At 38.0% G+C, this 23,001-nt stretch carries 22 protein-coding genes and 1 tRNA gene; 12 read left to right on the top strand and 11 right to left on the bottom strand.

Annotation, left to right across the window (positions count from 1 at the left end):
• Positions 1-10: 10 nt before the first annotated feature.
• Positions 11-1,048: a hypothetical protein gene (locus ESV24_RS04940; protein ID WP_146743129.1), complete on the bottom strand. Its 1,038-nt coding sequence runs from the start codon at positions 1,046-1,048 to the stop codon at positions 11-13.
• Positions 1,049-1,120: 72 nt separating this feature from the next.
• Here ESV24_RS04940 and proS point away from each other — a divergent pair, with 72 nt between their 5' ends.
• From proS to rpsT, 3 genes are all read left to right on the top strand, one after another.
• Complete coding sequence (proS, locus tag ESV24_RS04935; protein WP_111814810.1) at positions 1,121-2,596, top strand: proline--tRNA ligase; 1,476 nt, start codon at positions 1,121-1,123, stop codon at positions 2,594-2,596.
• A gap of 80 nt (positions 2,597-2,676) precedes the next feature.
• Positions 2,677-2,748 (top strand) — tRNA-Glu (locus tag ESV24_RS04930).
• 26 nt (positions 2,749-2,774) lie between these two features.
• Entirely contained in the window at positions 2,775-3,026 is a 252-nt protein-coding gene (gene rpsT / locus ESV24_RS04925; RefSeq protein WP_111814812.1) for a 30S ribosomal protein S20, read from the top strand.
• Positions 3,027-3,097: 71 nt separating this feature from the next.
• Here the strand turns inward: rpsT and coaD are convergent, their stop codons facing one another.
• From coaD to surE, 3 genes are read right to left on the bottom strand one after another with little or no spacing between them, the layout of a single operon-like run.
• On the bottom strand, positions 3,098-3,550 hold the full coding sequence (coaD, locus tag ESV24_RS04920) for a pantetheine-phosphate adenylyltransferase (RefSeq protein ID WP_111814814.1): 453 nt from the start codon (positions 3,548-3,550) through the stop codon (positions 3,098-3,100).
• A 53-nt stretch (positions 3,551-3,603) separates the two neighbouring features.
• A complete protein-coding gene (locus tag ESV24_RS04915) occupies positions 3,604-3,891 on the bottom strand; it encodes a hypothetical protein (RefSeq protein WP_111814816.1) in 288 nt (95 codons plus the stop codon).
• Positions 3,892-3,913: 22 nt separating this feature from the next.
• A complete protein-coding gene (gene surE / locus ESV24_RS04910) occupies positions 3,914-4,690 on the bottom strand; it encodes a 5'/3'-nucleotidase SurE (protein WP_111814818.1) in 777 nt (258 codons plus the stop codon).
• 189 nt (positions 4,691-4,879) lie between these two features.
• Between surE and ESV24_RS04905 the strand changes: the two genes are divergently transcribed.
• From ESV24_RS04905 to ESV24_RS04895, 3 genes are all read left to right on the top strand, one after another.
• Positions 4,880-7,093: a carboxy terminal-processing peptidase gene (locus ESV24_RS04905; protein WP_170227865.1), complete on the top strand. Its 2,214-nt coding sequence runs from the start codon at positions 4,880-4,882 to the stop codon at positions 7,091-7,093.
• Between the two features lie 62 nt (positions 7,094-7,155).
• Complete coding sequence (locus ESV24_RS04900) at positions 7,156-8,262, top strand: ABC transporter permease (protein WP_111814828.1); 1,107 nt, start codon at positions 7,156-7,158, stop codon at positions 8,260-8,262.
• 11 nt (positions 8,263-8,273) lie between these two features.
• A complete protein-coding gene (locus ESV24_RS04895; protein ID WP_111814830.1) occupies positions 8,274-9,089 on the top strand; it encodes a DNA/RNA non-specific endonuclease in 816 nt (271 codons plus the stop codon).
• 84 nt (positions 9,090-9,173) lie between these two features.
• On the opposite strand, the gene rodA is transcribed toward ESV24_RS04895, so the two are convergent.
• The 6 genes from rodA to purH form a co-directional block, all read right to left on the bottom strand.
• Positions 9,174-10,430, bottom strand: a complete 1,257-nt coding sequence (rodA, locus tag ESV24_RS04890; RefSeq protein ID WP_111814831.1) for a rod shape-determining protein RodA — start codon at positions 10,428-10,430, stop codon at positions 9,174-9,176.
• A complete protein-coding gene (locus tag ESV24_RS04885; RefSeq protein ID WP_111814833.1) occupies positions 10,430-12,295 on the bottom strand; it encodes a peptidoglycan D,D-transpeptidase FtsI family protein in 1,866 nt (621 codons plus the stop codon). The genes rodA and ESV24_RS04885 overlap by 1 nt, the downstream gene beginning before the upstream one ends.
• On the bottom strand, positions 12,292-12,801 hold the full coding sequence (mreD, locus tag ESV24_RS04880) for a rod shape-determining protein MreD (RefSeq protein ID WP_111814834.1): 510 nt from the start codon (positions 12,799-12,801) through the stop codon (positions 12,292-12,294). Before mreD ends, ESV24_RS04885 begins: the two co-directional genes overlap by 4 nt.
• Entirely contained in the window at positions 12,788-13,618 is an 831-nt protein-coding gene (gene mreC / locus ESV24_RS04875) for a rod shape-determining protein MreC (protein WP_111814836.1), read from the bottom strand. Before mreC ends, mreD begins: the two co-directional genes overlap by 14 nt.
• Positions 13,619-13,721: 103 nt before the next feature.
• A complete protein-coding gene (locus tag ESV24_RS04870; RefSeq protein ID WP_111814838.1) occupies positions 13,722-14,750 on the bottom strand; it encodes a rod shape-determining protein in 1,029 nt (342 codons plus the stop codon).
• Positions 14,751-14,813: 63 nt separating this feature from the next.
• Positions 14,814-16,346 carry a bifunctional phosphoribosylaminoimidazolecarboxamide formyltransferase/IMP cyclohydrolase gene (gene purH, locus ESV24_RS04865; protein WP_111814839.1) on the bottom strand — a complete coding sequence of 511 codons (1,533 nt, stop codon included), beginning with the start codon at positions 16,344-16,346 and terminating at the stop codon, positions 14,814-14,816.
• 177 nt (positions 16,347-16,523) lie between these two features.
• On the opposite strand from purH, the gene ESV24_RS04860 reads away from it, so the two are divergent.
• Positions 16,524-17,783 carry an ABC transporter permease gene (locus ESV24_RS04860; RefSeq protein WP_111814841.1) on the top strand — a complete coding sequence of 420 codons (1,260 nt, stop codon included), beginning with the start codon at positions 16,524-16,526 and terminating at the stop codon, positions 17,781-17,783.
• A 221-nt stretch (positions 17,784-18,004) separates the two neighbouring features.
• Here ESV24_RS04860 and ESV24_RS04855 read toward each other — a convergent pair whose 3' ends face one another.
• Positions 18,005-18,460 (bottom strand): GAF domain-containing protein, encoded by a 456-nt coding sequence (locus ESV24_RS04855; protein ID WP_111814843.1) that lies wholly within the window; start codon positions 18,458-18,460, stop codon positions 18,005-18,007.
• 156 nt (positions 18,461-18,616) lie between these two features.
• Here ESV24_RS04855 and xrtF point away from each other — a divergent pair, with 156 nt between their 5' ends.
• The 5 genes from xrtF (at position 18,617) to ESV24_RS04830 (ending at position 22,989) form a co-directional block, all read left to right on the top strand.
• On the top strand, positions 18,617-19,162 hold the full coding sequence (gene xrtF / locus ESV24_RS04850; RefSeq protein ID WP_111814845.1) for an exosortase family protein XrtF: 546 nt from the start codon (positions 18,617-18,619) through the stop codon (positions 19,160-19,162).
• The gene (locus tag ESV24_RS04845; RefSeq protein ID WP_111814847.1) at positions 19,159-19,593 is read left to right on the top strand and encodes an exosortase F system-associated membrane protein; all 435 of its coding nucleotides are present in this window, start codon (positions 19,159-19,161) and stop codon (positions 19,591-19,593) included. Before xrtF ends, ESV24_RS04845 begins: the two co-directional genes overlap by 4 nt.
• A 36-nt stretch (positions 19,594-19,629) precedes the next feature.
• Positions 19,630-20,172, top strand: coding sequence for a DUF3347 domain-containing protein (locus ESV24_RS04840; RefSeq protein WP_111814849.1), 543 nt, complete (start codon positions 19,630-19,632; stop codon positions 20,170-20,172).
• Between the two features lie 55 nt (positions 20,173-20,227).
• Positions 20,228-20,647: an HYC_CC_PP family protein gene (locus tag ESV24_RS04835; protein WP_111814851.1), complete on the top strand. Its 420-nt coding sequence runs from the start codon at positions 20,228-20,230 to the stop codon at positions 20,645-20,647.
• A 107-nt stretch (positions 20,648-20,754) separates the two neighbouring features.
• Positions 20,755-22,989 (top strand): TonB-dependent receptor, encoded by a 2,235-nt coding sequence (locus ESV24_RS04830; protein ID WP_111814853.1) that lies wholly within the window; start codon positions 20,755-20,757, stop codon positions 22,987-22,989.
• Positions 22,990-23,001 lie beyond the last annotated feature (12 nt).

Here is a 23,001-nt window from a genome sequence, read left to right as displayed (position 1 = left end):
GAAAATTCGTTTAACCGCGTCCACCTCTGCCACTTCTGCTGCTTCCACCACTTGAGTTTCCACGGCTGCTTCCTGAACTTCTAACTGAACCAGAATTACTGCTTCGTGTTGGCGAAGAATAATTACTATTCTTGGTACTGCGCGAATTACTTCGGGTGGGTTGCGAATAGGTATTGTTCCTAGTATTATTAGAACGGGTGTTTCTTATTGTATTATTAGAATTGGATCGGGTAGTCCTAACGTTACTATTACTACGGGTGGTTTGGGTAGTGTTATTTGCCCGGACATTATTCCTGTTAACGCGGCGAGATAGCTCTGAACGACTGTAGGAATTGCGTGTTGAAACATTGTTTGATCTTCCGCGTGTCTCGGTCCTGCTATAGTCCGTATTTCTTCTGCCACGATTATAAGAAACTCCATTATAATAATTGCTGTTGTAATGGTTGTAACCGTAATATGGGTAATTACCATATCCGTATCCGTAATAGCCGTAGTTATAATATGGATAATTCCATCCATAACCAATTCCCCAGTAAGGGGCGTAATAGCCGTGGTTCGAATAGCCCCAATAACCACCGTACCAATATGGTCTGTGATAGAATCCGTAGCCTAATCCGCCATAATTATAAATGTTCACTGTTATGTCATCACTATTGCTGCCCCATGAGCCATAGCCTTCTTCATCGTAATTTTCTTCAATTATAATATTTCCCTCTTCATCTAACCTTTCTGTAGTGGAATATGCCTCAATATCTGTAAAAATCGCACCTTCCTCAGGAAGATCTGAGTACGCGTCAGACTTACTTCTGAAATACTGCTGATAGTAACTAGATTTTTCATTGGAAGGCTCATCATTTGCATATTCTTCTTGCGAAGTAGAATTATTGCCAGAAGAATATATCCCGTCATTTTGATTATAACCATTGTTATGCGTTCCACACGATGCTAGCAAAAAGGCGAAGGCGCCTATGAATGCAAGAGGAATGAAACGTTTAGAATTTATATTTTGAATAGACATATCTGTGGTAATTTTATTGTTGAACTTCATAAAAATAAGTAGTTTTGCGGACAATAACTAATCATTTAACATTGACACAACATTTGTGCCAAAATCTGGACTATGGCAAAGAATTTAACTACAAGAGAGGAAGATTATTCCAAATGGTATAATGAACTGGTAATCAAAGCAGACCTTGCCGAAAACTCCGGAGTTCGTGGATGTATGGTTATAAAACCTTACGGATATGCTATTTGGGAGCGAATGCAAGCAGAGCTCGATAGAATGTTTAAGGAAACAGGACATCAGAATGCATATTTTCCACTTTTTATTCCAAAATCATACTTCAGTAAAGAAGCGAGCCACGTTGATGGTTTTGCAAAGGAATGTGCCGTTGTGACGCACTATAGATTAAAAAACGCCGAAGATGGAAGTGGGATTATTGTAGATCCAGATGCTAAATTGGAAGAAGAATTGATAGTACGTCCAACTTCCGAAACCATTATTTGGGATACGTACCGCAAATGGATACAGTCTTACCGTGATCTTCCTCTTTTAATCAACCAATGGGCAAATGTGGTGCGTTGGGAAATGCGAACGCGTCTATTTTTACGTACGGCAGAATTTTTATGGCAAGAAGGGCATACTGCCCATGCCACTAAAGATGAAGCAATAGCAGAAGCGGAGCAAATGATGAACGTCTATGCAGATTTTGCAGAAAATTACATGGCGATGCCGGTTATAAAAGGCACAAAAACTGAAAGTGAGCGTTTTGCTGGTGCATTGGAAACTTACTGCATTGAAGCTTTAATGCAGGATGGAAAAGCATTGCAGGCAGGCACGTCCCATTTTTTGGGGCAAAATTTCGCAAAAGCTTTTGATGTAAAATTTGCTGCCAAAGACGGCACTTTGGATTACGTTTGGGCAACTTCCTGGGGTGTTTCCACAAGATTGATGGGCGCTTTGGTAATGACTCATAGTGATGATAACGGTTTGGTGCTGCCTCCTAATTTGGCGCCAGATCAAGTTGTAATAGTTCCTATTTACAGAAAAGATGAAGAGTTTGAAGCTGTAAATGAAGTGGCTTTAAACCTGATGAAAGAGCTGCGATCTAAAGGGATTCGAGTGAAATATGACAACCGCGACACCCACAAACCAGGGTGGAAGTTCAACGAATACGAATTGAAAGGAGTTCCAGTTCGAATTGCAATTGGTCCAAAAGATGTTGAAAAAGGAACTGTTGAGCTTGCCCGAAGAGATACGCTACAAAAAGAATTTATAAGCAATGAAAACGTTGTAGAAAAAGTTATTTCCTTAATGAACGAAATTCAGGTCAATCTTTTCAAAAAAGCTGATTCTTACAGAACTGAACATACTACAGAAGTAGCTTCGTATGAAGAATTTAAAAAAGTTTTGAACGGCAAAGGTGGTTTTATTTTAGCGCATTGGGATGGAACATCAGAAACTGAAGAGCGAATAAAGAACGAAACAAAAGCAACAATAAGATGTATTCCTTTGGATGGTGACAATGAGTCCGGAACCTGTATGGTTACTGGCAAACCTTCAGAAAGAAAAGTGCTTTTTGCAAAGGCGTATTAATTTTTTTTGAAAAAAGTTATTTAGGATTTGCGCCATTCAAAAATTGTTGTATTTTTGCATCCGCATTTAAAAATAAAAATGGTCCGTTCGTCTAGGGGTTAGGACGCCAGGTTTTCATCCTGGTAACAGGGGTTCGATTCCCCTACGGACTACAAAATTAGAATTTAATAAAACAAAAATGGCAAATCACAAGTCAGCATTAAAGAGAATAAGAAGCAACGAGGCAAAGCGCTTGCGTAACCGTTACCAGCACAAAACTGCACGTAACGCCATGAAGAAGTTTCAAGAACTTTCTGACAAGAAAGAAGCAGAAACTATGTTCCCAACTGTTGTTTCAATGATTGATAAATTGGCTAAGAAAAATATTATTCATTCGAATAAGGCTTCCAATTTAAAATCGAATTTGGCTAAGCACGTAGCTGCGCTATAATTCTTTTTATAACAAATTTTTAGAGAACCCTTTCAGGAAACTGATAGGGTTTTTTTATTGCATAAAAACAATTACTGTGTTACTGGGGAAGGAACTAAGCTGGAGTAATTCCCATCATAACGCATCACATCCCGAACAATGGTTGAAGATATGTTTGAAACCTCAGGAGAGCAAATTAAAAAGATGCTTTCAACTTGCGTTAACTTATAATTGGTCTGTGCAATGGGCTGTTCGTAATTAAGGTCTGTAGTGTTTCGCAAACCGCGAACTATAAACTGGGCTTCTTCAGAAATGCAAAATTTTGCCGTGAGCCCGGTATAGCTTTTTACCTTAATTTTTCCTTCGCTATCAAAAGTTTTTTCAATAAAGCTTATTCGCTCTTCCAATGAAAACATTGTTTTTTTATCGGCATTCACGCCTATGGCAATTATAAGTTCATCAAACAGCGGGAGCGCACGTTTTATTATATCAACATGTCCAAGGGTGATTGGGTCAAAAGTTCCGGGAAAAACTGCGCGTCTCATTATTAAGTTATTTGGTACTAAGTTAATGAGTTATAGGGAAAACTCTTTTCTTTTCAGAAAAATTTCGAAATCAAAATTGCGATTGCAGCTATAACTGTAGCCAAAACCACCCCTCTTGCTCTATAATATTGGTTCTTTTTTAAAAGTATAAAAAAAACGATCAGGTTTAAAATGGCGCCTAAAGCAATTAAACTTCCCAGAAAATCATTTTCCAAAGCCGCTTCTAGCGTTGATTCCAAACTTAGTTTTGAAAAAAAGAATATGTACAAATAGGTTCCTGCCATATTTGCCAGCAAACCAATTATTAAACCAATTAGAACTTCCTTAATGTGTGGCTTCATTTAAATCTTTTCATTTTAAAAATTAAAAATCCCAAGTGTTCAATTCTTTCATAGCGTGATGTGCCGTTAAGTCAAACTGTACGGGAACTACGGAGACAAAGCCATTGTGAAGCGCCCATTCATCAGTATCCTCGCCTTTATCTTCATTAACAAATTCACCGGTAAGCCAATAATAATCGCGTCCCAGTGGATTGGTCCTTTTATCAAATTTTTCTTCCCAATGGGCATTTGCTTGGCGACAAACTTTTATGCCTTTTATCTCTGAGACTTTCAGTTTAGGAATATTCACGTTGAGAACTACGCCTTTTGGGAGACCGTTTTTAAGTGTTGCCTGGGCAATTGCTTTTACGAATTTTTTTGAAGGTTTAAAATCTGCTTCCAAAGAATAATCCAAAAGTGAAAAACCTATCGACGGTATGCCTTGTGTTCCCGCTTCTACGGCGGCGCTCATCGTGCCGCTGTAAATTACATTTATAGATGAATTGCTTCCGTGATTAATACCGCTCACGCAAAGATCTGGTTTCCGTTTTAAGATTTCGTTTACCGCTATTTTTACACAATCCACGGGCGTTCCGCTGCAACTGTATTCTTTTTGGGGGTCCCCGTTAATTACGTTTATACTATTACAGTACAAGGTGTCGTTAATAGTTATGGCGTGGCCCATTCCACTTTGTGGCGAGTCTGGAGCTACAACCATTACATCGCCCAGCGTATTCATAACTTCAATTAATGTTCTGATGCCTGGCGCGTTGATGCCATCATCATTGGTTACTAATATTAGCGGTCTTTTCTTTGTCATGAATATTGTTGAATTTTGAAGAAACAAAAATACATTTTAAAATCTTCTTCCAAGAGCCATATAGATTGGAATTCTCAATTCAGAATTGAATAAAACTGTTTAACAAAAAATTAGTATCGAGATCTATTAATGGCACAGTTTTTTATATAATTTAGGCACTCATAAAATAATACCACTACTATGCGGATAATGAAGAAGAATTTTAAAGTTTTGTTTTTGGCGGTTTTCGTTTCTGTAGCTTCCTGTAGTTTTACTACAAAGGAGTTTGACGATCCCGATAAGGATAAGCTGCTTTTAGACCTTATAACCTATGTACTTCAAAAAGGGCATTATGACCCTAAAGATATTAACGATGAATTTTCTGCTGGTGTCTATGAAGATTTCATAAAAGGACTGGATCCTTTAAAGAGATATTTTCTGGCATCAGATATTGCTGAATTCAGCAAATATAAAACTGAAATAGATGATCAGATAAAAAATAAGGATCTGTCATTTTTTGATTTGGTTTATAGCCGTTTCAATGAGCGAATGGAAAATGTAAAGAAGATATATCCTGAGGTTTTAAGTGAACCGTTCGATTTTACCCAACAGGAGACGATCAATGTAGATTATGATAACCTTGCTTATGCCACTTCTAAAAAAGAATTAAAAGAACGTTGGAAGCAGCAACTGAAATTTTCAACGCTGGCTGGGTATTATGACTTGGTGGAAAACCAAAATAATAGAGAGAAAGGGATAGCCTCTACTGAAGAAATGAAGGATACCGAAGAAGATGAAATGGATTTACCCGAATCTTTAGAAAAACCAAAAACTACAAACGAAGAACCGTTTACAGTTAAATCTAAAACAGAACTTGAAAAGAACGCTAGAGAAACTACTAAAAGCTCGTTGGACGAATATTTCGATTTTACAAAAGATTTAGAGCGCAAAGATTATTTTGCAATCTACTTGAATACAATTGTTGAAGAATTTGATCCACATACCAATTATTTCGCTCCGCAAGATAAGGATCGCTTTGACCTTAGAATGTCTGGAAAATTGGAAGGTATAGGCGCCAGACTTCAAAAGAAGAATGATTACATCACTGTTATTGAAATTATTAGTGGCGGACCAGCTTGGAGAAGTGAAAAAATAGAAGTTGGTGATGCTATTTTAAAAGTCAAGCAAGATGAGGAAAAGGATGCTGTTAGCATAGTTGGTATGCGTATTGACGATGCGGTGAAACTTATAAAAGGCCCAAAGGGGACTAAAGTAACCTTGACCATTAAAAATGTAGACGGAACTATTTCTGATAAAGTTATAACGCGCGACGTTGTGGAGCTTGAAGAAACCTATGCAAAATCGTCGTTAATTGACAAAGGAGACCGTAAATTCGGACTTATCAATCTGCCGCAGTTTTACTTCGATATGGAAAACTATAAAGAACGTAACGCCGCTACAGATGTTAAAAAAGAAATTATCCGTTTGAAAGAAGAAGGAATGGAAGGTCTTGTTTTGGATCTTCGTGATAATGGTGGAGGGTCTTTGAGAACAGCTGTAGATATTGCCGGACTTTTTATCAAAAAAGGACCTGTTGTGCAGGTTGCTTCCAATGGAAATAAAGAAGTGTTAGAAGATAATGACAGTGAAATTATTTGGGACGGTCCTTTAGTAATTTTAGTAAATGAATTATCCGCTTCAGCTTCTGAAATTTTAGCTGCGGCTATGCAAGATTACAAACGAGCTATTATTTTGGGAAGCAAACAAACCTACGGAAAGGGTACCGTTCAAAACGTAATTGACCTAAACCAATGGCTTCGCAAAAATGATTTGGGCGATTTGGGTGCGTTGAAAATTACCTCACAAAAATTCTACCGCGTCAATGGTGGTTCCACCCAGTTGGAAGGCGTAAAAAGTGATGTGGTAATGCCAGATCGCTACAGCTATATTGATGTGGGTGAAAGAGATTATGACAATCCATTGCCTTACGATAAAATTGATGCTGCAAAATATGATATTTGGGATGGTTATATAGGTTATGATGAAACAATTGAGAAAAGTAAAGCGCGTTTGTTACAAAACGAGCAATTAAAATTGATTGATGAAGACGCCCGATGGATTAAGGCTCGAAGGGATGAGAAAGAAGTCAATTTAAATTTTGACACCTACACCGCCGAGATCGAAGAACGCAAAGAAGAAACTAAGAGATTTGATGCTATTGATAAATACGACAATAAACTCAATTTTGAGTCACTGCCCTATGAAACCGCACTTATGAAAAAGGATACAACCCTTTCTGAAAAGCGCAAAAGATGGCACAAAAATCTAAGTAAGGATATGTATGTTGAAGAAGCAGTGAATGTATTGGAAGATTTAAAACTAAATAATATTAAGGCAGGGAAAGTAGCAGATATTAAAAAATAATATTGCGTAAACCGAATGCCCGTTTCTGAATAGAACAAGCTAATTTTTACTAAATTTGAAGTGTGAAAAACACCACTTCATTAACCAGAATAGCGCTCCAAAAGTTTAAAAAAAACTTTTGGGGCGTTTTCAGTTTGGGTTTTTTAATGCTATGTGTTTTGATTGCGATTTTTGCGTATGCTTTGGCGCCAGATAATTCGCAAAATGCCAACCAAATGCATCTTTCCATTCATTCCAAAAACCCAGGTTTCTCAGTAAAAATGCTAACCATTCCCGTTGCGCTGGAACCACAGAACCCGATTTCGGTTTTCTTTTTCGGAAAGAAAAATGCCGATACTGAGATTCCGGTTTCCAAATATACCTTAAAGGAAAATTCTATCGAAATTACCGAATACACAGTGGATGGAACAGATGGACTTCAAAAGGAATATGTGCTTTCATTATTTCCCAATGCTGCTTCGGTAAAGGAGATTTCCCAAAAATATATTTCAGAAAAAGAATTCATTCTCGGAACCGATAAATACGGCCGAGACCTATTAAGTAGAATGCTAATCGGTATTCGTATTTCGTTGGCTATTGGGTTTGTGGCGGTTTTTATTTCTTTGGTTATTGGAGTTACATTGGGAGCGATAGCAGGTTATTTCGGCGGGAAAGTGGATGCTGCAATAATGTGGCTCATCAATGTTACTTGGTCCATTCCAACTTTGTTGCTTGTAATTGCAATCACTTTGGCACTCGGAAAAGGATTTTGGCAGGTTTTTATAGCCGTTGGGTTAACGATGTGGGTAGAAGTTGCCCGTGTAGTCCGCGGGCAGGTTATGGGCGTTAAGCAGATGCAATACGTTACGGCTGCTCGGGCTTTAGGTTTTAATGATTTCAGAATAATTGTAAAGCATATTTTGCCAAATAGTATGGCTCCAGTTATTATAATTTCTGCTGCTAATTTTGCGGGAGCAATACTTATTGAGAGCGGGCTATCCTTCTTGGGAATAGGGGCACAACCTCCAATGCCCAGCTGGGGTGGAATTATAAAAGACCACTATGCCTACATTATTTTAGGGAAACCCTATCTTGCCCTAATTCCCGGATTGGCAATTATGAGTCTTGTTACTGCTTTTATGTTAATAGGAAATGCACTGCGCGACGCGATGGATGTGCGGAACGAGTAAATAAACCTAAAATGAATAGAAAATACATATACCCCTTAGTAATTATTATAGTAACCGTTGCATTGTATTATGCAGATGATTTTTTTGAAAAGGATACAAATTCGGTTGAAAATTCTTCAAGTACAGCACAGCGAAATTCCGAGGAATTTAACGACTCCTTTCTTCCCGCTTCAACCACCGGAGCTATTGTAAAGCATAACTTCTTCACACTTTCATATTCCGAAAAGGATGAACAGGCAGAGTGGGTTGCATATGAACTAAACAGGAATGATCTCGCTAAAAATGAATTTGAACGTCCATATTTCATTGAAGATCGAAGCGTCAAAACATATTCAGCAGATTGGCGCAACTATAAAAACTCGGGTTATGACCGCGGACATCTTTGTCCGGCCGGTGACAGAAGATTTTCTTTTGAAGCTTACAACGAAACTTTTTTGACGAGCAACATCAGTCCGCAGAATCACGATTTTAATGCTGGAATCTGGAACCGTTTGGAACAAAAAGTTCGCTTTTGGGCAGAAAAATATGACGGAGTTTATGTTGTTACAGGAGGTGTCTTAAAAGGAAATATGAAAACTATTGGCGATGAGAATGTTTCGGTTCCGAATGAATTTTACAAAATAGTAGTGGATGCTTCTGAAGGTAATTATAAAGCGATTGCTTTTTTAATTCCTAATAAATCCTCAAGCGAATCTTTTTATAATTATGCAATTTCCATTAATGAAATAGAAGCTAAAACCGGAATCGATTTTTTTCCGAATTTACCAGATTCAGTTGAAACTAATTTGGAGCAAATGGTTGATTTAAAAGCTTGGGGGAAGAAATAAGTTTGCATTTTTCAGTTGCAGTTTGCAGTAATATTTTATTTCAACTTCAACTTCAACTTCAACTTCAACTTCAACTTCGATTTCTTATGCGTAGTGGTAATTAGAACCGTCTAATTTCACAAAAATAAAGAGTAAAATAGTAAATCCCCAGAGTGCTGAACCTCCGTAACTAAAGAAGGGAAGTGGAATTCCAACCGTGGGGAAAATTCCAGAAACCATCCCTATATTCACAAAAAAGTGAAAAAATAATATTGCCGCCACACTATAACCATAAACCCTTCCGAATTGAGATTTTTGTTTTTCGGCTTTGAAGATTATTCGAAGTATCAGTCCCACGAACAATAAAACTACAATCATACTTCCCACAAAGCCCCATTCTTCGCCGACGGTACTGAAAATATAATCCGTGTGCTGTTCGGGAACAAAATTTCCCTTGGTCTGAGTACCCTGCGTCCATCCCTTGCCTAGCCACCCACCATTACTTATTGCAATTTCACTTTGATTTGTGTTGTAACCTATACCGCGAGAATCAACTTCCTTGCCTAATACAATGTTGAAACGATCACGATGGTGCTGCTTAAAAACATTGTTGAAAATATAACTTACTGAAAAGGCAAAAGCGATGCAGCCTATAACTATAAAAACATATTTAAGAATTTTGGGGCGCTTTTTTCTGTTCCTATAAAAAAGGAGTCCAGCCAATAGAGCGACGCCTATTGCGACCCAAACTGCGCCAAAGGCAAGTGTGGAAACAAATAACATAACTGCAAATAAACCGAATAGCAAATATACCCCGTGAAGTCCTTCTCTGTAAAGAGGGAATACAAAAGCCGCATAGATTAACGCACTCCCAGGGTCGGGCTGAAGAATGATCAAAATTGCCGGTAGGACTAAGATTATAAAAGCTCCTATTTGGTTCTTAAAATCTTGCATATTGGTTTGGATATCACTCACATATTTGGCGAGTGCTAAAGCCGTTGTGGCTTTTGCAAATTCGCTGGGTTGTATGCTAATCCCGCCGAAATCATACCAAGAGGTTGATCCAGCAATGGTTTTTCCGAAGACAAATAGCCCCAAAAGGGTTAGCAATGAAATGATATAAATAACGCTGGCAAAACGTTCATAGAACTTAGACTCTACTGCCAACACAAAAATGATGATAATAACACTCAAACCTATCCAAATCATCTGCTTGCCATAAATTTGGTCAAAATCCCAAAATCCTTTGGCGGTATCGCTCAATGATGCAGAATAGATATTGATCCACCCCATGGTTACCAATGCGATGAACATAAAGATAAGCAGCCAATCAAACTTTACAAATGTTTTGCTCCCTGCCATTATCGGTTAATTGAAAAAGGTTGTCCGCTGTAGGGTTTGGCATATTCTGCTTCCAAGCTTCCTTCCAGCACATATTTTTCCATATCTGTTCGGGTTATTTCGCCTTTCAGGTATTTTTCAATCATAAGTCCTGCAATACGTCCCGCCCAACGCGAACCCCAATAACCGTTTTCGACAAAAACAGCAATCGCAATTTTTGGGTTGTCTTTGGGGGCAAAAGCTATAAAAATAGAGTGATCCGTAAGTTGAACTCGTTTACCGTCAATTTTAGTAAAGTTCTCAGCAGTTCCAGTTTTTCCGCATACTTCTATTCCTGGAATTTGTATTGAAGATGCTGTTCCGCGTTGATACACTTGGAACATGCCCTCTACCACAGGTTTAAAATTTTCGGGTTCAACGGTTGTGTAATGTTTCTCCTTAAATTTATTAGGAATTGTGTCGGGGCCAATAACGTTTTTAATAACGTGGGGTGTGTAGTAATAACCTCTGTTTGCAATGGCAGCAGTAAAGTTTGCCATTTGAATCGGGGTGAGTAAAACTTCACCTTGGCCGATAGCGTTAGAGATTGTTGCTAATGAAGACCAGTTGTGAGCAGGAAAGTCATGTATTTTATTGTAATATTTTGAAGTCGGAATATTACCTCTTTTGCCACTTGGAAGATCGTACCCTAAAAAATCCCCCAAACCGAAGCTTAAAAGCCCCTCTCTCCAATGGTCTATTCCCTCCCGCGGATTTGGATATTTATCAATAATCCGTTTATAAACATTACAAAAATAAGCATTACAGCTGTTTGCGATTCCACTAACCATTGCCAGTGGGCTAGGGTGGGAGTGGCAACCCAAAGTTCGGTTTCCATATCTGTAACCGTGATAGCAAGCAAAAGTGTCTAATGTATCAACCACATTCTCATGAAGACCAATCAGCGCCGTTAAGGTTTTAAAAGGAGAACCCGGAGGATATTCTCCCATCAGAACACGGTCATACAATGGTTTGCCAATAGTATCATACCACAGTTTTGTGAAATTCTTTGAACGATCGCGGCCCACCAATAAAGACGGATCATAACTTGGCGCAGTTACCAAGGCAAGAATTTCTCCCGTAGCTGGTTCAATTGCCACAACACCGCCACGTTTATGGACCATTAATTCCTCGCCATATTTTTGAAGCACCGCATCAATAGTAAGCTGTACATCGTGTCCACGTTCGGGCAAAGTATCAAAAATTCCTTCTTTATAAGGCCCTATGTCTCTGTTGAAACGATCTTTCTGAATATATTTCACACCTTTTACCCCGCGCAACACTTCTTCATATTCCTTTTCTACACCAGCCGTACCAATAAGTTCCCCCATTTGGTAATATGGGTTTTTTTCAATAATAGCATTGTTAACCTCAGCAATATAGCCCATTACGTTGGCTGAATGGTCTACTTGATATTCGCGAAGGGAACGGCGCTGAATGTAGAAACCTTCGTACTTATGCATTTTTTCGGAAAGGGAAGCGTAATCAGCTTTGTTCAACTGTGGAAGCACAACTGAAGGCAATCTTGGCGAATATACCTTCGCTTTTCGCAGAATTTCTTTAAACTCTTCTTTGGTAATTTTTAGTAACCCACAAAACTCTAAAGTGTCCAGAGGTTTTACGTCCTTCGGAACAACCATAACGTCATAAGATGGTTGGTTGGAAACCAAAAGCTTCATATTTCTATCAAACATATATCCGCGTTGCGGATAATCATACATTACCTTAATTGCGCTGTTCTGCTGAAGCGAATCTGACGAAGCATCATAAACCTGCAAATAGAAAAGCCTAGCGGTAAAAAGTAAACCGCTTAACAAAACTAAAGCTATAAGTACAATTTTTCTCATGAGGTTTTTTTATTGAAAATAATCATTGTGCATACAATGACAATTATAGTGAACAACCCAGAAAATAACGTAGATTTCAGCAAGAGAAGTATATGTTTAAAGCTGAAAATTTCCAAAGAAAACATTATTAAATGGTGAATAAAAACCAAAGAGGCAATGTATGTGAGCCTTTCCATAGGGTCGGCTTTTTTAATTTTTATGCTATTGTATTCATAACTTACCCCGAAGGAGTATTTTAAAACTACTGGGCGTATATATGCTATAAATGCGCAGGCCGCGGCGTGAACGCCTCCGGAATCTTCAAAAATATCTATGGACAGTCCCAACAGAAAACTCAAAAAAATCAAGAGTCCCTTGTTTCCGTCCAAAGGGTATAGAACAATAAATAAAATGTAAATATGAGGATTGATATATCCCGCCAGATTCACGTTGTTAAGCAAGAGCACCTGCAGGAAAACCAGCAGTACAAAACGTACAATATTTATTAAAATATCACTGTTCGACATCTTCTACTCCTTTTTCGAGTTCTAAAATTTCTAGAGCCTCGTTGTTTTCAATTAAGTAAACGTGCTCTAGGCTCGTCATATCATTAAAAAGGTCAATATTCACATAATAATAATTGTCATCGTTATCGAGATGAAAATCTTTTACTGTGCCTATTAAAATACCTTCAGGAAAAATAGTGGAACGTCCACCGGTAATAATTGTATCGCCTTTTGCAAGAGGTGCAAGCCGAGGAATATCAACTAATTGAACTACGTTTGGATCTTCCGTATTCCAAATGAGCGAACCAAAATGGCTGGATTTTTTCAGTTTCGCATTAATTCTACTTTTAGTATTCAATATAGATTGTACGGTTGCATAATTTTCTGAAACGTCGCTTATAATACCTACAATTCCTTTAGAAGAAATTACGCCAAGGTCAATTCTTATACTATCATTTTCGCCTTTATCAAGCGTGAGCTGATTTTTAGTTTTTGAATAATTGTTATTAATTACTCGCGCTGTGAAATATTCGTACTTATTTGGTAGAACGGTACTGTCTAATTTTTCAACGTTTGCAACTTCTATTAACTGATCCAGTTTTTTTCGAAGCATTAAATTTTCTTGGAGCAACTGTTCGTTTTCCTTCCCGAGGTTTAAGTAATCTGCTATATTATTTCTGAAGGTATAAACCCCGCCCGTAATAAAATTGGCAGAGCTAATGTATTTATCGTTGTGGTAATTATGTGTTTGAATAGTTAGCGCTACAGAAATTGTAAAAAGCACGGCAAACAACAGGAAATTTTTATTCCGAATGAAGAAAAATATAATCTGCTGCATTGCTATTTGGGGTTAATAAATTGTGCTTTTTGATGGGAGCAACGCCATTAATGGGCAATTATTCTTTTGAAATTTTTCAGAGAAATAATTTCTTCCGAAAAAATTATTTAATCAATACGCTTTTATATTTGGCAAGGTTTTTTAAGCAAATCCCAGTTCCACGAACCACGGCACGCAAAGGATCTTCAGCAATGTAAACCGGAAGATCGGTTTTTTGAGAAAGCCTTTTATCCAATCCACGAAGCATAGAACCACCTCCGGCAAGATAAATTCCAGTGTTATAAATATCCGCAGCAAGTTCGGGTGGCGTTTGGGAAAGGGTTTCCATAACCGCATCTTCAATTCTAAGAATTGATTTGTCCAATGCCTTTGCAATTTCCCTATATGAAGTTTGCACCTGTTTTGGTTTTCCGGTAAGCAAATCGCGACCCTGTACATCCATTTCGTCCGGTGGAAGTTCAAGATCTTCAGTTGCGGCACCAATCTGGATTTTTATTTTTTCTGCAGTACGTTCACCAACGTAAAGATTGTGTTGGGTACGCATATAGTAAACAATATCATTCGTGAAAACGTCACCAGCAATTTTTATGGATTTATCGCAAACAATTCCACCAAGAGCAATTACGGCAATTTCAGTGGTTCCACCTCCTATGTCAACCACCATATTTCCTTTGGGTTGCATAATATCAACACCAATACCGATCGCGGCTGCCATTGGTTCGTGGATTAAATAAACTTCTTTTCCGTTAACACGTTCAGCGCTTTCTTTTACCGCGCGCATTTCTACTTCGGTTATTCCACTTGGAATACAAATAACCATTCGCAATGATGGTTTTAACCACCTTTTTTTCAAGGCAGGGATATCGCTGATAAACATGTTTATCATTTTTTCGCTCGCATCAAAATCTGCAATTACACCATCTTTCAAAGGGCGAATCGTTTTAATGTTTTCGTGTGTTTTTCCCTGCATCATGGCAGCCTCTCGGCCTACAGCGATTATTTTTCCGGTAGTTCGATCGCGCGCAACAATAGATGGAGCATCTACAACTACTTTGTCGTTGTGGATTATTAGGGTGTTCGCGGTACCCAGGTCAATGGCTATTTCTTCAGTCAGGAAGTCAAAAAATCCCATAGTTTAAGTCGGTGGTATTGAAGGTTAACGTGTTAGATTTGGTTTTAACAAATGTAATAAAATTTAATGCTTAAAATGGCGTGTTCCGGTAAATACCATCGCTATTTTATGTTCGTTGCAATAATCAACGCTTAATTGGTCTTTTATAGATCCTCCGGGCTGGATTACAGCAGTTATTCCTGCGTTGTCCGCAATTTCTACACAATCTGGAAACGGGAAGAAAGCATCGCTTGCCATCACGGCTCCTTCAAGGTTAAAATTAAAGGCTTTTGCTTTTTCAATTGCTTGCCGTAATGCGTCAACACGGCTTGTTTGGCCGGTTCCGCTGGCGCAAAGTTGTTTTCTCTTTGCCAGAACAATTGTGTTGCTTTTTGTATGCTTACAAATTTTAGAAGCAAACAACAAATCTTCTAACTCTGTTGAATTTGGTTTATTGTTTGTTGCGTGCGTTAAAATTTCAGCGCTGTCAGTAATATTGTCTTTATCTTGAACCAAAACGCCGTTCAAACAAGTTCTAACAGTACTTGATGGCAACTCGGTTTCTTTCTGAATTAATAAAATTCGGTTCTTTTTTCCTTCTAAAATTTCCTGCGCTTTTGCTGAAAATGAAGGTGCAATTACAACTTCGCAGAAAAGGTCGTGGATTTCGTTTGCGGTGGCTTCGTCAATTTCAACATTGCTGATTAAAATACCGCCGAAAGCTGAAACCGAATCGCCAGCCAAAGCTGCCATATATGCTTGTTGCACGGTTTCACGCTGCGCAATTCCGCAAGCGTTGTTGTGTTTTAATATTGCAAAAGTTGGAGCTTCGCCTTTAAACTCGTTCATCAGATTCACAGCTGCATCAACGTCCAAAAGATTGTTGTAACTCAATTCCTTTCCGTGAAGTTTAGTGAACATTTCGTCAAAATTTCCAAAGAAAAAGCCTTTTTGGTGCGGGTTTTCGCCGTAACGAAGCTCCTGCCCATTGGTTTCGCTTAGTTTGAAGGAAGATAAATTTTCGCTTTTGTTGAAATAATTAAAAATGGCAGTATCGTAATTTGAAGAAACGTTGAAAGATTTCGCCGCAAAACGCTTGCGGTCTTTCAGAGAAATTTCGCCGTCATTTGCTGAAATCAAATCCAAAAATTCAGCGTAATCATCAACTGAAGAAACGCAAATAGTGTCTTTAAAATTTTTAGCAGCGGCGCGAATTAATGAAATTCCGCCGATGTCAATTTTTTCAATTATATCTTCTTCCGAAGCGCCCGAGGCAACAGTTTTTTCAAAAGGGTACAAATCCACAATCACAGCATCAATCTGCGGAATGTTGTATTGTTCCATTTCGGCAACATCGCCTTGGTGGTCCTGTCTATTCAAAATTCCGCCAAAAACTTTTGGGTGAAGGGTTTTAACGCGTCCGCCCAAAATGGAGGGATAATCGGTAATGTTTTCAACAGCAATTACCTCGATTCCAAGGTCATTAATGAATTTTTCAGTGCCGCCGGTTGAATAGATTTTTACGTTCTGTTCATTCAGTTTTTTAACGATTGGAGCAAGGCCGTCTTTGCTAAAAACAGAAATTAAAGCGGACGTAATTTTTTTGGAATTGTTCATTATGAAAAATTAAGGTGCAAAAGTACATAATTGAATAGTAAATTTGTAACATAAGCACAGAGAAAACGTCTTATTTTTTATAATTTTATCAACCCCTTGAGAGTCCAAAGTTCAACCCTTCGACTGCGCTCAGGGTGACAAGTTCAATAATCGTAAATCGTTAATCTAAAATCGTAAATGCTCATTTATCTTCGCGTTTTAAAGGAAAGTTTCAATTTTGCGCTCAACGCGTTAAAAAACAATAAGCTACGTACTTTTCTTTCTTTGGTAGGTGTTACAATTGGAATCTTTTCTATCATAGCGGTTCTCGCAGCGGTTGATTCCTTAAAACGGGAAATTGAAGGGAGTATTAGCGGGTTAGACAATAGCACCATTTTTTTAGGAAAATATTCTTTTGGTCCTACCGAAGTACCTACTTGGAAACGCGAGCAATTCCCAGACGTTTCTTATGAGGAATATCAATATTTAAAAAAAACAGTTCCTGATTTAATGGCGGCTTCATACACTTTGAATGTGGGCAGCGAGACAATTAAGAGTGATGACAAGTCTGTTGAAAACGTTGCAGTAGGTGCCGTTACCGATGAATATTATGAAATAGAAGCATTAAAGTTGGCTGATGGAAGATTCTTCAATGAAGTAGAATCTATCAGCGGTACTCCTGTTGTGGTTTTGGGCGATGAGATTGCAAATACGCTTTTTGGCTCCTCGCAAGTGGCGCTTGGTAAACAGGTGCGATTGTATGGTAGAAAATTTACGGTAATCGGGGTGCTGAAAAAAGAGGGCAGTAATATTTTTGGGGGAAACAGTAAGGATACCTCTGTTTACCTGCCGGTTAATTTGGTGCGTAGGATCTTTGGCGATTCAAACAAAAACACATTTCCTTTTATAATTATAAAGCCTGAAAAGGGTGTTGATAATGCCGAGTTTATAGCTACTTTAAAACAGAAAATGCGTCTCTCTAGGGGGATGAGACCAGATGATATCGACAATTTTTTCGTAAACCAATTACAGGGCTTTGCAGATGTTATTGATCAAATTACCGGAACGATGAATGTAATTGGGCTAGTGATAAGTGGGTTTTCATTACTAGTGGGTGGCTTTGGAATTGCAAACATCATGTTTGTAAGCGTAAAGGAACGGACCAATTTAATCGGGATTCAAAAATCGTTAGGCGCAAAAAACAAATTCATTCTTTTCCAATTTTTATTTGAAGCAGTTATTCTTGCTATAATTGGAGGCTTGATAGGCTTATTCTTAGTATTTATAGTTTCAATAGTTGCCTCCCAATTTACAGGCGATTTTGAATTTGTGCTTTCGCCGTGGAATATGTTTGTGGGAACGGCAATTTCTGCAGCAATCGGACTAATTGCTGGGATTCTTCCTGCTATTTCAGCATCAAAACTGGATCCTGTGGAGGCGATTAGAACGGGGATGTAAAGCTGCGCAAATTCCAAATTTTAAGCTCCAAATTCCAAATAATTCCCAAATTCCAAAAAAAACAACTTCCAAATTTCAAAAGTCCCACCCCAGCCCCTCCCAAGTGGAGGGAGCAATAGTCTTTATAATTTTGAAATTTCTTTTTTGAGATTTATTTGTTATTTGGAATTTTGAAATTTGAAATTTTCGAAGAAGTTGCGCTAAAATTTAACTTCAAATAACTAAAGTATCTTTGCAACTTCCTCATTCACCCATTCCAAAAAGCGCTCATCTTCTTCAGAAAACGGATCTTCCACGTGCGAGTCGATATCTATTTGTCCAATATTTTTTCCATCCTTAAAAAGCGGAATTACAATCTCAGATTTCACAGTAATGCTGCAAGCAATATAGTTATCCTGTGCCTTCACATCTGGCACCACAAAATTTTTGTTGCTCACGGCTACTTGTCCGCAAATTCCTCTTCCGAATGGAATTGTTGTGTGGTCCGTAGGTTCACCCGCAAAAGCCTTTAAATGAAGTGTTTTCTCGGCCTCGTTGGCAAAGTAAAATCCAACCCAATCGTAGTGAGCTATCGAGGTTTGCAAAAGTTCGCAAACTTCTTTTAATCGTTCGTCACTCCCATTGTGATTGTTGGCTAAAATGGTGTTTATTTTCGGCTTTAAATGTGAAAAAGGCATAGGTTCTTTAAATCTTGATTATTTTGGCAAAAGTATTTCAAAACGATAATAAACGCCAAAAACAATTCCTGTATTTTTGTTAAATAACAAAGATGGGAAACTGCAAGACATTTGTTGTGGATTGAGATTGAATAGTAGAAACCGAAAATCTTTTTTTTGAAGGAACTTTTTACAAAATATAAATCCGTTATTCGGTTTGTCGTGCTTTTTTTAGGCACTTATTTGTTGCTCAGCATCTGCTATGCTATTTATCTGAAAACTTCGGTAAGCGGAAATTATTCACCAGATTTTGTTACCAATCTTGTGGCAAAGCAAAGTAGTGCGGTTTTGGAAACTTTCGGTTTTTATGCAGTTTTACAACCCGATTCTTTGGAGCAGGGAATGCTTTTGACCATTGATAACCATTATACCGTGAATATTGTTGAAGGCTGTAATTCTATTAGTGTTATCATTTTGTTCGTGGCTTTTATTATCGCTTTCGCGGAAAATTTCAAAAAAACGTTTTTATTTCTTTTTGCGGGAGCTGTATTAATTTACATTGTGAATTTGTTGCGAATTGCTATTCTCGTCGTTGCACTTTACAAATTCCCACAGTATGAAAATATCCTTCATTCCGTAGTATTTCCAGGTATTATTTATAGTATGGTATTTATTCTTTGGATGGTTTGGGTGCGAATGCTGAAACCAAATTCAGCAAAATGAGAAAGACATTAAAAATATTTGGAATCATTATTCTGGCTATCTTGCTGGTTTTAATCCGCGCCTTTGAAGACGCGCTTTTCTACGATCCGCTTTTACATTTCTTTGAAACGGACTATAAAAGTTTTCCACTTCCTTTAATGGACACTTTTGCCCTCCAAACCGGAATTGCCCTAAGATTTTTGATGAATACTATTATTTCATTGGCGATAATATGGTTGGTATTTAATGATAGGGAAATTATTAAGCTTTCCTTCATACTCTACAGCCTTCTTTTTACACTGCTATTTTTGGTTTTCAGTTTTATAATTTTTAATTCGGAGGGAGCTGGCGGGCATTTCGTATTATTTTACGTGCGAAGATTTCTGATCCAACCTTTATTTTTGCTAATTCTGCTGCCCGCTTTTTATTTTCAGAAGTATAATTCACCTTAATTTTTGATACCTTTGCAATTCTAAAATTTATTTATTATGAAAAAATTATCACTTATTTTCTTCGCTATTACTGCAGCTGCAGTAATATCTTGCAAAGACAATCCGAAACAAATAGAGCCGGAGGTTGTAACAGTTGGCAATGCAACCGTTAAAGTATATGAAATACCACAAACAGATGTAGAATTTAAGGACCCCAATATTAAATCTGCTTTTGAACAATACTTAAAAGTGGAAGCAGCCCTGGTAAATACAGATGCTGTCAAAACAGCAACTGAATCTGCAAAACTTGAAAAATTACTAATAGAAGTAAATGCAGACGAAGCTACACAAACAGCGGTTTCTGCAATGGCAACTTACGAAGATATAAAAGTTCAGCGCCAAAACTTTGAGAAATTGAGCAGTGGAGTAGAAAACTTGCTACAGGGATCGTTAAAATCTGGCACGCTTTATAAGCAATACTGTCCAATGGCTTTTAACAACAAAGGCGCGTCTTGGATAAGCAACAGCAAGGATATTCTGAATCCATATTTTGGCGATAAGATGCTGAAATGTGGAAGGGTTGATGCTGAAATAAAATAGGTTTAACAAAGCCTGCCGAATTTTTGGGAGGCTTTTTTTGTATTTTTGTGTTTCAATGAAAAAAACCGTTTCCATATTTTTATCTATACTTATGCTTGCCAGCAGCTCTGGGATTGCGTATGCACAGCACTTCTGCAGTGGGATGGAAATGAATTCAGAAATCACTTTTGGCGAAAAAAATCTTTCCTGCGGAATGGGGACAGGTGCTTCAGATTCTGATTGCGGTGATGAAAATACCGCTTCCGAAGCCCACGCTTGCTGTAAAAATCACATTACCAAAATACAAACAGACGATAACTTTGCAAAAGTTTCGTTCGGTTTAAAACTGAACAAAACCTTTATAGCTTCTTTCGTTTCTATATTTGTACTTCAGGAAGTTGAGATCACTTCCGCTGAAATAAACTTCTTCGCGGATTACAGTCCGCCACCACTCGAACGGAATTTCAACATTCTGTACGAGACTTTCCTGATTTGATTAATGCCTGCCCATCGGCTTTGGCTTAGGCTAACTCTGGCGGGTAATTCATGATTAAAACTCCATTCTTTTTTGGAGCAATTTCTCATATAAATCAAATCTAAAAAATGAAAAATCTATTATATATACTTTTTATAGTACCGCTCTGCGTTTTTTCACAGGAAAAAATAACAGGGACTATTACTGAGAATATCAATTCTGAAGAAGTGCCACTTAGTGGTGCAAACGTATATTGGCTAAACACTTCTGTAGGAGTCGTTACCGATTTTGAAGGTAAATTTGAGCTAAACTATAAACCCGAATACAAAAAATTGGTCATTAGTTTTGTGGGCTATAAAACCGATACTATTTCGGTGAAGTCGCGAAAGTCTATAACCCATTCTCTAATATCTACGGCCAATCTGGATGAGGTTACAATTACTGCGCGACAACAGACTACTTCGCGTTCCTTTATTCAATCTGCGAATGTTCTTAATGTGAGCAGTGCTGAGCTTTTAAAAGCGGCTTGCTGTAACTTGGCAGAAAGTTTTGAAACAAATCCTTCCATAGACGTAAATTTTGCAGATGCCATTTCGGGTACCCGACAAATTAAAATGCTGGGGCTTACAAGTCCGTATATTTTAATTACTACTGAAAATGTTCCTAGTATTCGTGGGGCTTCACAAGCGTATGGTTTGAGCTTTATTCCGGGAACTTGGGTTGAGAGCATCCAGATTACCAAAGGCGCAGGAAGCGTTACCAACGGCTATGAAAGTATTGCAGGACAAATAAACGCCGAATTGCAAAAACCATTGACGGATGACAAGCTTTTTGTAAATGCCTATGCTTCGGGCAATGGCCGTTATGAGCTAAATACACATCTCAATACCAAAGTTAGCGAGCGTTGGAGCACAGGTTTATACTTACACGGAAATATTCGTGAAACTGATTTTGACAACAATGGCGATTCCTTTCTGGACGCGCCTTTAATGCAGCAAGTAAACGTAATGAACCGCTGGCAATATATAGATCAGGAAAACGGTTATGTTGGGTTTTTCAATGTTCGGTATTTGAATGATGAAAAACAAACTGGACAAATATTTTTTGACCCAGATAAAGATCGTGGAACTACGAACGCTTGGGGAAGTGAAATTAAGACCCAGCGATTTGATGTTTCCGGTAAATTCGGTTTTGTAAACCCGGAAATTCCGTGGCAAAGCGGCGGCTTGCAAGTTGCTTACAGCCATCACAACCAAGAATCCTATTTTGGATTGAATGATTATAACATTCAGCACAACAGTATATATGCCAATTTGCTTTATAACTCTATTATAAGCGATTCGCGTCACAAGATAAAAACGGGGCTGAGTGCAACCTATGACGGTTACGACGAGTTGGTCTTAACTGAAAATTTCAACAGGGTTGAAAACTCCGTCGGAGCATTCTTTGAGTATAATTTTGACAATCTGGGCGATTTAAATTTTAGTGCAGGAATTCGTACCGATGTTCATAATACACTTGGAACTTTCATAACACCTCGTTTTCATTTGCGATACACTCCTTGGGACAAATCTGCTTTCAGGGTTTCTGCGGGACGAGGAAAGCGGAGCGCAAATATTTTCACCGAAAACCAACAGATTTTTGCTACTTCACGAAGCTTGAATATTTTGGGCAATGGTGGTGACATTTACGGTTTAGATCCGGAGATTGCCTGGAACTATGGTTTTTCGTATATGCAAGGTTTCAATCTATTTAATCGAAAAGCGGATGTAACCTTCGATTTTTACCGAACTGATTTTGTAAACCAAATTGTGGTAGACTATGAAAACCCTCGCGAAATAAATTTTTATAATTTGGATGGTGAAAGTTATTCAAATAATTTTCAGGTAGAATTTAATTATAATCCTTTCAAACATTTTGATGTTCGGCTAGCTTACAAATATTACGATGTGGAGACCACTTATTTGAGCGGAAAGAAGCAAAATCCACTAACGCCAAACCATCGTTTTTTTGCAAATGCTTCTTTCCAAACGCATCAAAATGCTAATGGTGGAAACTGGAAGTTTGACGCTACTTTTAACTATTTGGGTGAGCAGCGCTTTGCTTCCACAGAAAGTTATTTAAACACAATAGGATTATCTGAATTTTCGCCAAGCGTTTCAACACTTAATGCGCAAATTACTAAAGTTTTTTCCCCTAATTTTGAAGTCTATGTGGGTGGAGAAAATATAACAAACGTTAAGCAGAGCAACCCTATCGTGGGAAGCGATAATCCATTTAGCTCCACTTTTGATACCACTTATGTGTATGGGCCAATTTTCGGCAGCTCGTATTATGCTGGGATAAGATATAGAATTAATTAATATAGAAATAGC

This window comes from Aequorivita lipolytica, assembly GCF_007997135.1.
GTDB lineage: Bacteria > Bacteroidota > Bacteroidia > Flavobacteriales > Flavobacteriaceae > Aequorivita > Aequorivita lipolytica.
This window is presented reverse-complemented; position numbering and strand designations above follow the sequence as displayed.